Origin of the sequence: Shewanella sp. SR43-4 (assembly GCF_014163845.1) — a bacterium.
GTDB lineage: Bacteria > Pseudomonadota > Gammaproteobacteria > Enterobacterales > Shewanellaceae > Shewanella > Shewanella vesiculosa.
The window spans coordinates 56596-68203 of the sequence record NZ_JACJEB010000022.1 but is presented as its reverse complement, the minus strand read 5'-3'; the positions used below and the strand labels follow the sequence as shown (position 1 = coordinate 68203).

General features: G+C 43.9%; 10 protein-coding genes. All 10 read right to left on the bottom strand.

Annotation, left to right across the window (positions count from 1 at the left end; translation table 11 throughout):
- The coding region (gene rng, locus H5123_RS18890) for a ribonuclease G (RefSeq protein WP_182698954.1) at nt 1-1141 on the bottom strand (1141 nt) is incomplete at its 3' end.
- An 81-nt stretch (nt 1142-1222) separates the two neighbouring features.
- The gene (locus tag H5123_RS18885; RefSeq protein WP_124015311.1) at nt 1223-1810 is read right to left on the bottom strand and encodes a nucleoside triphosphate pyrophosphatase; all 588 of its coding nucleotides are present in this window, start codon (nt 1808-1810) and stop codon (nt 1223-1225) included.
- A 55-nt stretch (nt 1811-1865) separates the two neighbouring features.
- Nucleotides 1866-2357 carry a rod shape-determining protein MreD gene (gene mreD / locus H5123_RS18880; RefSeq protein ID WP_124015312.1) on the bottom strand — a complete coding sequence of 164 codons (492 nt, stop codon included), beginning with the start codon at nt 2355-2357 and terminating at the stop codon, nt 1866-1868.
- On the bottom strand, nt 2354-3349 hold the full coding sequence (mreC, locus tag H5123_RS18875) for a rod shape-determining protein MreC (protein ID WP_182698953.1): 996 nt from the start codon (nt 3347-3349) through the stop codon (nt 2354-2356). The genes mreD and mreC overlap by 4 nt, the downstream gene beginning before the upstream one ends.
- Before the next feature lie 63 nt (nt 3350-3412).
- Nucleotides 3413-4462 (bottom strand): rod shape-determining protein, encoded by a 1050-nt coding sequence (locus H5123_RS18870; RefSeq protein WP_011639153.1) that lies wholly within the window; start codon nt 4460-4462, stop codon nt 3413-3415.
- A gap of 192 nt (nt 4463-4654) precedes the next feature.
- On the bottom strand, nt 4655-9292 hold the full coding sequence (locus tag H5123_RS18865) for a DUF6701 domain-containing protein (RefSeq protein ID WP_220487696.1): 4638 nt from the start codon (nt 9290-9292) through the stop codon (nt 4655-4657).
- On the bottom strand, nt 9282-9737 hold the full coding sequence (locus H5123_RS18860) for an MSHA biogenesis protein MshP (RefSeq protein WP_182698952.1): 456 nt from the start codon (nt 9735-9737) through the stop codon (nt 9282-9284). The genes H5123_RS18865 and H5123_RS18860 overlap by 11 nt, the downstream gene beginning before the upstream one ends.
- Nucleotides 9727-10554: a PilW family protein gene (locus H5123_RS18855; RefSeq protein WP_182698951.1), complete on the bottom strand. Its 828-nt coding sequence runs from the start codon at nt 10552-10554 to the stop codon at nt 9727-9729. Before H5123_RS18855 ends, H5123_RS18860 begins: the two co-directional genes overlap by 11 nt.
- Nucleotides 10554-11129: a prepilin-type N-terminal cleavage/methylation domain-containing protein gene (locus H5123_RS18850; RefSeq protein WP_182698950.1), complete on the bottom strand. Its 576-nt coding sequence runs from the start codon at nt 11127-11129 to the stop codon at nt 10554-10556. The genes H5123_RS18855 and H5123_RS18850 overlap by 1 nt, the downstream gene beginning before the upstream one ends.
- The gene (locus H5123_RS18845; RefSeq protein ID WP_404948330.1) at nt 11119-11601 is read right to left on the bottom strand and encodes a type II secretion system protein; all 483 of its coding nucleotides are present in this window, start codon (nt 11599-11601) and stop codon (nt 11119-11121) included. Before H5123_RS18845 ends, H5123_RS18850 begins: the two co-directional genes overlap by 11 nt.
- Between the last annotated feature and the right edge of the window lie 7 nt (nt 11602-11608).

Sequence of the window (11608 nt, the reverse complement as noted above, 5' to 3'; positions counted from 1 at the left end):
TGACTCTATCTAACGCCAAGGCCGCATTTAAACTTTCTAACACCCGTGCTTGGTGTTCTTTACTTAGCATATCAATAAAATCGATAATGATAATCCCACCCAAATTACGTAATCGCAGCTGTCTTGCAATCGCTTGAGTGGCTTCAAGGTTAGTATTAAATATGGTTTCTTCTAAATTACGATGACCTACAAATGCACCGGTATTAATGTCGACTGTGGTCATAGCTTCGGTTTGATCAATAATTAAATATCCACCCGATTTGAGTTCAACTTTGCGACCTAAAGCGCGTTGAACTTCATTTTCAACATCATACAATTCAAAAATAGGCGCGGGGCCGGCATAATGCTCAATTTTGTTAGCAATCTCAGGCATAAACTCTTGCACAAACTGTTGAAGTTCAGCATATGTACGGCGTGAGTCAACTTGAATATGATCAAGCTCTGTTCCCACAAAGTCACGAATAATCCGTACCGGTAACGCTAAGTCTTGATAGAGTAATATCACCCCTTTCCGTTTGCGACGCTCGCTGACTTTGGCCCACACTCGGCGCAAAAATGCTGCATCTTGAGCCAGTTCATCTTCACCAATATTTTCAGCGGCTGTGCGAATAATAAAACCGCCATCATCATCAACATAAGGAAGGGTAATATTTTTGAGGCGTTGGCGCTCTTCTTCCAGTTCAATGCGTTGCGATACGCCAACATGGCTAGAACCAGGCATAAAAACTAAATAGCGGGAAGGTAAAGTAATGTCGGTAGTGAGGCGGGCGCCTTTAGTGCCAAGCGGGTCTTTGACCACTTGCACCATAATGTCTTGGCCCTGACGAACAAGCTCGGCAATATCGCGCACCACAAAGTTACCTTTTTCAACATCGGCAACACATTCAGTATGCGGAACAATATCGGAAGCATGTAAAAAAGCGGCTTTGTCTAAGCCAATATCAACAAATGCGGCTTGCATGCCTGGAAGTACACGGCTGATTTTACCTTTATAGATATTGCCGACCAAACCTCGCTTCATGCGACGTTCAATATGCACTTCTTGTAAAACACCATGCTCGACTAATGCTACACGCGCTTCTGTTGGCGTGACATTAATGAGTAATTCTGTGCCTTTTTTACGTTGAGTTTTTATGTTCATAGGCCACCAGTATCTGGGTCATGCTCCAATCGTAATGTTGACAGCAGTTGCACCACCGTAGATGACCGATTAAAGCAAAAGTTAAGTTTGCTGCATCATGCAGGCTAATAATTCACGCGTTTCTACAAGCGGTAAACCAACGACGGCTGAATAACTGCCACTAATTGATTGAACAAAACAACCACCCAAAGCTTGTATGCCATATGCGCCAGCTTTATCCATTGGTTCGCCCGATGCCACATAAGCGTCTATGTCGGCAGCAGATAAGTCACAAAAGCTGACTTGGGTTCGACACAGGCGGCTAAAGGTATGCTCACCATCTGTTAACGCCACCGCGGTCATCACTTCATGAGTTTTACCAGATAATAATGTCAACATACGCTTGGCATCATCTTGGTCTATTGGCTTACCGAGGATTTGATCGTTCAATACCACTATTGTATCTGAACCGAGTACTTTTGGGGCGATAATATGGCCACTCAGGGCTAAACCCGCTTGGGCTTTTTCAACGGCTAAACGGCACACATATTGTTGTGGCGTTTCAGTTAACTGGGGTGTTTCATCGATATCGGGTGCGACTAGCTGAAATGAGAAATCTGCCTGACTAAAGCCAGCTTGCGCCAGTAATTCTTTTCTTCTTGGTGATGTTGAAGCCAGTACCCATGTCATCGGTTAGTTACTCTTATTAGTGTACATTAAAACAATTCTTACGTTATCAGATTGATTAACGTACTTTGTAATGGCGGCGCATGTTACGCAGAACCCAGAACACCCACCACCAAATAAATAAACTCGAAATTGCGGGTAAAAACATCTCAACATCAAATGGTGTCGCACCGACAACAACAAACTGAATCCAAAATATCACCAAATGATAAATACAGATAAAACATGCTAGGAGTAATGATTGTTGCCAGCGAGGGTAGTTACGTAACTGTTGAGACAACAACACGACAATATAAATCACTAACGACAATGCGAGTGAACGGATGCCTAAATGGGCCCCCAATAACACATCAAGCATGACCCCTAACAACCACGCAGTGAGAATACTGTAACGATGCGGTAACGCCATCGCCCAATACATCATGACCATAAGGAGCCAGTCTGGTCGCCATGCTTCGACCACTTCCGGTAGCGGCATGATCTGAAACATCATACCAATAAATAAAGTCAGCCATACCACTAAGCGACCATTAGCAATGTGCGCGCTCATTGGTTTTCCTCGCTTACTGTTGGTGAAGTCGTTGTTTGTGAAGGCGGAGTACCAACTTGAGATGACGGTGCATTATCACTAGTCTGGTTAGGTATGGTTTCCGTTTCACCATTCGTTACAGCATTATCAGCCGTCTCGTTCATCAGCCCTTGGACCTCAGCAGGCAACGTAAAAGGCTTGGTTTCATCAGGCCAAATAAGCAAAACATACCGAATACGATCAAGCGCAGCTAAGGGCTGGGCATTAATAACCGCATAACTCTGACCATCATCACGCGATACACTGATAACACGAGCGACGGGATATCCCTCAGGAAAACGATTTCCCAAACCTGACGTTACCAATAAATCACCCACAATAATGTCAGTACTTTTAGCCACATTGCGTAATTCAATTTGGTCGATATCACCGGTACCGTTGGCAATTGCCCGCACATCGTTACGAGTAACACGCACCGGAATACCATGAGTGCTATCTGACACCATCAACACGCGACTAGTAAACTCACTCACTTCAGTCACCTGCCCTACAACGCCTTTGGCATCCACCACTGGCTGACCGACATAAACGCCGTTCTGTAAACCATGATTTAACACTACAAACTGCCGAAAAGGATCGCTGGCAACTTCCATGACTTCAGCGACCATTTTACGAGAATCCATGTGCACAGGAGAACCAAGTAATGCGCGTAAACGCTCATTTTCTTGGCGGACATGTTCAAAACGCTGTAAACGTTCTGACATCACCAGTTGTTGGCGTAAGAGTTCTTTGTTTTGCAGTTCGAGCATATTACGCGTGGCAAAGGCTTCGGCAGACCAGTCGAGCATCATACCTGGCACATTGGCCAAAAACTGCAGTGGGCTTAATAATGAGGATAAAGACTGGCGAACAGGGTCAAGACGGTAATTAGTCATCAGCAATGCCACCGACAAAATAATTGCCAGTGTCAGTCGGAATTGACTAGAGACGCCACGAACGAAAATTGGTTTCATAAAGTGTTCGCAACTCTGTTAACCCATAAAATGCCATTAACAAAGCCGCTCAGCAGATGATAATTAGTTCTCTTCAGAGAACAAATCACCACCGTGCATATCAATCATTTCAAGGGCTTTACCGCCACCACGAGCAACGCAGGTTAATGGGTCGTCGGCAACCATCACCGGGATTCCTGTCTCTTGCATTAATAAACGGTCTAAGTCACGTAGTAATGCACCACCACCAGTCAATACCATGCCACGCTCAGAGATGTCTGAGGCCAGTTCTGGTGGTGATTGCTCAAGGGCAACCATTACCGCACTGACAATACCAGATAATGGCTCTTGTAATGCTTCTAAAATTTCATTGCTGTTTAAGGTGAAGCTTCTTGGTACACCTTCAGCAAGGTTACGACCACGCACTTCAATCTCAAGCACTTCGTCACCTGGGTATGCTGTGCCTATGGTATGCTTGATACGCTCAGCCGTTGCTTCACCAATTAAGCTACCGTAATTACGGCGAACATAATTAATAATCGCATCGTCAAACTTGTCACCACCAATACGTACCGATGAAGAATACACTACACCGTTTAACGAAATAATCGCCACTTCTGTAGTACCGCCACCGATATCAACAACCATTGAACCTGTCGCTTCAGATACCGGCAAACCAGCGCCAATTGCTGCTGCCATAGGCTCTTCGATTAAGTACACTTCACGAGCACCTGCACCCATAGCGGACTCGCGAATGGCGCGGCGTTCAACTTGAGTCGCGCCCACTGGCACACACACCAGAACACGAGGACTTGGACGAAAGAAACTGTTGTTATGCACTTGCTTAATAAAGTGCTGAAGCATTTTTTCAGTCACATAGAAATCAGCAATTACGCCGTCTTTCATCGGCCGAATAGCTTGAATATTACCAGGCGTTCGGCCTAGCATTTGTTTTGCTTCTCTGCCAACTGCAGCAACTGACTTTGGCCCATTGCTATTGCGTTCGCCACGAATGGCAACCACTGAGGGTTCGTTCAACACGATACCTTCATCGCGAACATAAATAAGAGTGTTTGCCGTACCTAAATCGATCGATAGGTCGTTAGAAAAAATGCCGCGCAACTTTTTGAACATGTATCAGGCCTGTATTCTGTTGAGTCAGAAGAAGAAAAATCAGCTAACTTTATCAATGACACCCCCATTCTACAATACCGAACAGGTTAACAATTGCTAATCTAGCGTTTTTTTTTGTAAAAGCTGTTAAAAAATCAACATCCGCGCAGTTTTAAATCAAAAAAGCCCAAATCTGATGCTTTTTCATGCATATTATTGCCCCACCTCACGCCAATAAATGATCCTATCATGACCTCGGTAACGACCAAAGAAGGCACTTGCTCTTGGGTCATAAAGCTGGGCCGGACTTGCTTGGTCCCAATTCCAATACCACTGAAGCCATGGCTCTACTTTTAACGGGGCAGTCACCTGACCTCGATATGCTGTAGAACCTTTATTTTGCCATAACAAGGTTGACTGGCCGTTGTTAACTAATGTGCCATTATTGGTACGATTCACAACCTGATCAGATGCTAATAATGGCGCGTATATTTCACTGCCGTCAAGCGGAACGATAACTTGAGTACAGCTATCGCCAGTATTCGTTACCCAGCTACTGCCATTCCAATATTGGGCATAGGTTGGCATGTCTAATACTTCATTTTCAGGACCATAAGTATTATCCATTACAACTCTGCCGTGGCGTAAGTCTTGCGTCGATAATCGTTTGGCGTTGCAGTTGTTGCTGTCGGCGCAAATACCACTGCTGTCTGCGCGCATATCAGCTGATGCAATAAACGACACACTACCATCGTTATCAAAGGCTTGTACACCGATAGCTAATTGACTAAATGGGCCATCCACACCAGGGGCCACTGTACGATTGAAATTAGCTTGATAAGATAATCCTACGTTTGCTTGACCCAAAACCCAAGAGCCAGCATTAACCGGTAAAGCACTTAATCGGCTGCTTAAATCAATGCCATTATTGGCATCTTCACCCACTAAGCTTGCACTCGCTTTAGCAAAGGCGCCTTGATAGTTCTGAGTGACATAAGTGCCAGTATTGACTGCATCTAAGGTTAAGGCGAGAGCAAAAGGTTGATCCATATAGCTAAAACTGCCGCAAGATGGCAGCACACTTGAGCTACTCACAACAAAGCGGTCGGGTACAAAGCGCCCTATATTAGGCGATGCCGCCTGTGGAATATTATAAAAGCTTGAGCCTAAATATTCGCTCGGTGGATCAGCGGTAAACTTAAACACGCCCACTTCAGTAACTGTCTGCGACACGGTATTACTGCTCGTGGTTTGCGCAACATGATTATATGCCGTCGTACCTACAGCACCTAGCACACCATCCGATGGTGAAATAATTTGATTGCCTAATGCTATATTGTTATGGACATAATTAGGGGTATTTATATTATCGCAGTAGTTTGTATCACCATCCGCTTGCCATGCTTTACCTTGAATAATTAACTCAAATGGCTCACCAGCTTTTTTATATCGATTACACGTACTACTAATACTTGCAGAACACTCTGCAACACTCTCTTTGGGGGTAACGCATAAACCTACCGGAAAGCTAACAAACAGATCGGAACCAACCATTACCAAGCCTTGTTCATCACCTGTACCAGTATACTTTGCATCTAGCTGCATTTTTCCTGCATCTGGATAGTTGACGTTAATATTGGCTTTTCCTTGTGCATCAAATACCAACGCAAGCGTGGTTGCGGTGCTACTCTGCTTACCTACCACGATATTATTCACTGTTATTGATTGACCACTAATTGGAGTCGTCGGCTCAATATAGGTACTCCAAAAACCGACGTTTTTGGTGATGCTAGCAAACGTTGGGATACATTGCAGAGTACTATCCGATTTTTTCACTGCACTAATAGAAATATTACCTGTTGGTTTGTTGGCCAACTTATCCGGTACCTCAAAAATAAAACCGCTATCGGCAAAAACTAAATTACAGTTAGCCTCGCTTGCGGCACTGCCATTAACACGGCACAAGGTTTTACTGAATGCTTTAGTGCTTGGCGTAGACCCGGTGACACCTAAAGTCACAGTGCCGGGAGTATTATGTCTTAGCTGTAAATCTGATTTTTGCCCTCCAGTAAACGTTACTACACTGCCACCAATCCAACCGCCACCGCCTGTCACTGTTGCAGGGCTGAGCGTCGCCGTGACAGTATCAGGCACAGTCGCACTGCAATCTGTGTTAGCACAGGCTTTAATAGATAATGTTTTGGGTGCACAAGTGATCCCTTGACCAGAATAGGAATACTCAAAATGATCAATTTGTACTCCAATAGGGCTGGAGTTGAGCGCACAAATCTCAACATTATCGATTTCATGATTATTAGTGGATCCGCCAGTTGATCCCGTTAACGACAACAAAAAGTTCTCAGGTATCGCAGCTTGTGAAGAGATGCCGGCAGCATTAAATGCGGGAATAATTTCAACAAAACCGCTACCACTATTGCGTTCAACCTTAACGATTGATTGATTAGGGAGTAATGAGTCAACAGTAATACGGTACCGATGCGCAGGTGAAACATTATTGTTATCCACTTTCGGAGATAAGCAACTACCGGTATTAGTGGTGCCATTACTACAAGTTCCGCGTAAATAAGGATAACCAGAAGTACCAGAACCTGAACCTCGAATCGATACCGATTGTGGACGTCGGCCTGGACCGCTAGGACCACCTTCAGCAGAAAAGTTACCGTACTCGTCAATCCCGAAACCTAGCCAGCCACCAGCAAAACCATTCACATTAGAACGTGCACCATATCCCATTGGACCACCAGCAGAGCCTGGCTGCGGGGTAATAGCAGCATCGGATAATACAAACGCAATACCGTCGGCACCGTTACCACCATAGGCATAATGATCAAACTCAATTTCGACTTTATTATTAACCGCAGGAAATAAACGCTGATAAGTTGTCGATGTTGCTTGGTTAGTTCTCGCTTCAGTTTGTCGTAAGCGGCCGTTAACTATTGAAGGGGTAAAGTTACCCGAACTTTGAGCCACAACCCAGTCACTGCCTAAGCTTGCCCGTTCAAAATTATCAGTAAAACACTGGCGCACAGGGGCGAGTTTTTCTATGGCAATAAAACTATAGTTTTCCCACACGTGACTACGGTCACTATCACTAAAGGTATCTTCATCATTAATTATGCTGACTGAGTTACTGGTTAATTTACAACGCCGTAACCAACCGCCATCACCACCCAAACGACTGTTTTTACTGGCTACCAATGTTGGTACACTAGTAAAACCATTTAATGGTGTGAGTAAATTAGTACATTGAAAATTGACGTCTTGGGTATTGTTCACATTTGTCTTAAAGGTGGTCGAACGACCAAAATGATAATTGACATTTTTACCTTCCAGCACTAGCGGGCCACTGCCAGACGTTACTGATAAGTAGGCAATTTTTTCATATTGTAAATTATTGGCATTTAATTTACTCGGCTCACATTGCCCCGAATTATTGCGCACTTCAGAAGTATCCATCGCTAATTCGATACCACTTGAAGTAAATTGCGACGTGCTGGTTAACCAGCAGTTATTATTTTGGGTTTGTAGTTGGTTAAGCACCACATCTTGAGTACTGGGTAAAGATACGCTGATATATTGATTGTTCGAGCCGACCAAGGCCTTATTCTGCAACACTGAACCAGCGATTAATTGGCTACCGTTATTTAAATCAAATTGACCGGGCGTAACTGCAATCCAGTGTACTTCAGGCATCTCTGCCGCTGACACTCTATTACCTGAAGGCCATTTTCGCTCCCAAGTAAAACCGCTTGCACTGATTGAAGATAAAAACACGCTTTGAGGACCATCGTTGGCAACAGGGTTATTTTCTGACACAGTCGGCATCACAAAAACTAGCGGCATTACGCCGCTTTGAAATGCTGAATCAAACACCACACTTTTGGATGTACTACCGGAACTCGCTGCGGACTTGCCATATTGAATATGAAATGGCGTGATAGTCTGAATCTTAATACTACAATCTGGAACCAGATCAATTTGATCCGCATTAGCAGAAAATGTCACCGATGAACTGCCATTTAAGATAATATCTTTACCTGTCACAGCACCTTGAATTTTAGCAGAACCATTAATTGTGACGGTATTTTCGGATACGACATATGCATTTAAGCTAGCACCGCCTTCAATCTCAAATTTACCATAATTGTAAAAAAGCAATTTATCTGCCGAACTGGCCAAGGTCAGATTTTTTTGAACATAATCGTTTTTAATAAAAAAACTCACCCGACCTGACGGCGGAAATATCAATTGAACACCATTATTAATGTTCATTGATTCGATCCAATATTGCCCTGCAGAAAACTCTATAGTGCCTGAGCTAGCGGTCAGGTTTTTAATTTTATATTTACCATTCTCAGTGGTAAAAACAACCTTTTTATCACCACCATTAGCAACTGACACATTGCGGTATTCACCCTCAGCAAGGCTAATGGTTTCTTGACCATAAACGGGAGGACCTACATCAACACTACTGGTTGATTGGCACTGGGCAAAATCAATGCGGCCACTGGGTAATTCAGCCACATACTGGCCCTTGCTACACACTTTTGCAGTACCATTACTGCTAATACAAGAATTAAATCTAGAATCCCCTCCCTGAATATAATTGTAGGTGGGTAACTTACTGTTATTAGGTGCATTAATAATCGTGGCCGTATTCAAACTAATGGTGCCACTGCTATCAATATTGTTAACCCCTTCTTTAAAGGTTGTGCTCCAATCAGCCTGCGCCACAGACAAAGGCATCAAAATGGCAGTAGTTAGCCATAGAAAAAAAGCTAACCTGCTAACTAAACTCGATATCATTAACATAAAAGGGTTAATTACCACGGGCTTCTACCTCTACTTGGCGACTCACTCGCAAACATGTTGAGCTATCTGAGTTACCAGCACAGTTACCTGTCTCGCATACCGCTAAACTGTTAATTCGATACTGAGTGATACTGGCCACAGTTGTAGCATTACAGTTAACCAACACAGTACAGTTATGAAATCCATTTCCTCCTGTTGGCGGCGACCAAGTTGAACTCACATTGCTACAACTTCCATTAACACCACTAAGGGGGAACAACTGAGACAGAGCCGCATCAGCGCCACTATTGGCACTAAATAAAGCTCGAGTACCCCAAACTTCCATATTAACCGACTCATCGGCATCGCTAACAATGCGGATTAAACTCGCCGCCAGCAAAAACATCACTGTCAGCACAAAAATACCAATGATTAATGCACTGCCTTGTTGAGAATATTGCGGCAATTTCAGTTTAGGGTACATTCATCACCTGCACTTGATGTTGATATTGAAATGTTTCGCCATTCACCCTAAACCTAGGCTGTAAATGCACTATAGCATTAGTCACTAATGTTGCTGGCGTTAAAATGATTGCCGGATTAATGGTTAAAGTATTAGTAATATTTTGTGCCATCAAGACGCCATTCCCCATATCCGCTGGAGAGGGCTGCACAGCCTTATAGCCATATTGTTGGTATAAGCGTAAATCAACATTACCCGCGGTGTTAATAAAACAGTAACTGAGTGGGCTCTGGGCAACATACAAGCGTTTTAATGGCGACGCTTCGGTAAAGCGAATACTTTGGGTTAAGGTAATCGTCAGGAGATCTCCGCTTTCAGCCACACTTTGCACCAGAAAACGCTTTGCTGTTAATCCTTGAGGGTTATAAACCTCGCTAGCGGTTAAAGGGTAAATCAGCACTGATTGAGCAGCATTAATTGAACGAACACTTTTAATCGCGGTTAACGTATTTTGCACTGATTGCGGGAAAAACGGCGCATCAATATACGATGTACTGGCACTAATAGGTAATAATTCCAGGCATTGATAACTGCCATCAGTCGCTGTTAGCACTCGCATACTATTGGGAACTGCGCGGCGAATATCGCGGGTCATCCGTTCAATGCCAAAACGGCTTTGACTGAGTACCTGATCAACTGCGCTTGATTCAACAAAAATGCGAGTACCAAAAACAACAAAACTGCTTATTCCAACCACAATAATCCCTAAAATTAAAATAACCGTAACCATTTCAATTAAGGTAAATCCCGCTATTTTTGGATGGCGATACTCCTGCATTAGTAGTTACTCCTTACCGCTTGGTAAGTGATCACTTCACCAGCAGGGGTTGTAACGTCTACAGTAATTAATTTTTGCGCCTGCGTTGACGAGTCAAGATAGGCTACTGACACGTTCAAGCGATAATTGGGATAAGCTTGGGCATAGGTTTGACTTGAATTGAGCATGTTTTGTGTTTGATCTAACTCATCATAATCATCAACATCGTTGAAATCGTCGCGGTCTTCACCATCAGGGCCTAGGGAACTGGCCGCGGTACAAACTTCCCCAGTAGGAGCATTGCACGCCGGAACACCACCATTGGGATTGGTCTTTTGATCATAACGCTTGCCCCAAATCTCATTAATAACCGAATGCGCCAACTCAGCGGAGCGCACTCTTTGTAATGTCGTCGCCGCTCTATCTGCTTGAGGGAACAACATGCTAGTGATCATTACAATCGCGATGCCAATCACTATCATACCGATAACGAGTTCAATCAGGGTAAAGCCACGCTGACGTCGAGATAGTTGCAAGCGTTGTTGATGTTGATGTTGATGTTGATCATGTTGACACGATTGCGACTTACTGAGCATAAATATACCCCTCTGACTCAACCGCAATAGCTAAGGTTTCATCTGCAACAGCATTAAAGCAATTACCTGAACACGCTGGTGATACCATACGGCCCTGCTCGTCAAAGGTGATTGAAAAAGCCTGACTCGCATTACTGGCTAACGCGATATAGGCACCACCGCTGAAGGTTTGTGATTGCTCTATGCGAACTTGGTTTGTGCATAAGCTAGCGGTTCTTCCGCTAAAATGGCGCAAAGTATACCCGCTTGCTGTCACATCAATTTGATAACACTGATCGGTATTTTGCATTGCTTTAAGCTGGACTTGACGTAATTCACTGATAAATTCATTACGTAAACTGTAGGCGCTATAAGAAGAGTCAGACAACAGACGTGGCAACACTGTCACGGCAATAATACCAATCACAATCATGGTGGTAACCAATTCAACCAAGGTAAACCCTAGCGGAACATGATGATGTCGATTCACTATGATGATG

What these genes read in the sequence shown, in the direction of transcription:
- H5123_RS18885 (WP_124015311.1), bottom strand. Translation starts at nt 1,810, where the DNA reads ATGACATGGGTACTGGCTTCAACATCACCAAGAAGAAAAGAATTACTG.
- mreD (WP_124015312.1), bottom strand. Translation starts at nt 2,357, where the DNA reads ATGAGCGCGCACATTGCTAATGGTCGCTTAGTGGTATGGCTGACTTTA.
- mreC (WP_182698953.1), bottom strand. Translation starts at nt 3,349, where the DNA reads ATGAAACCAATTTTCGTTCGTGGCGTCTCTAGTCAATTCCGACTGACA.
- H5123_RS18870 (WP_011639153.1), bottom strand. Translation starts at nt 4,462, where the DNA reads ATGTTCAAAAAGTTGCGCGGCATTTTTTCTAACGACCTATCGATCGAT.
- H5123_RS18860 (WP_182698952.1), bottom strand. Translation starts at nt 9,737, where the DNA reads ATGTACCCTAAACTGAAATTGCCGCAATATTCTCAACAAGGCAGTGCA.
- H5123_RS18855 (WP_182698951.1), bottom strand. Translation starts at nt 10,554, where the DNA reads ATGCAGGAGTATCGCCATCCAAAAATAGCGGGATTTACCTTAATTGAA.
- H5123_RS18850 (WP_182698950.1), bottom strand. Translation starts at nt 11,129, where the DNA reads ATGCTCAGTAAGTCGCAATCGTGTCAACATGATCAACATCAACATCAA.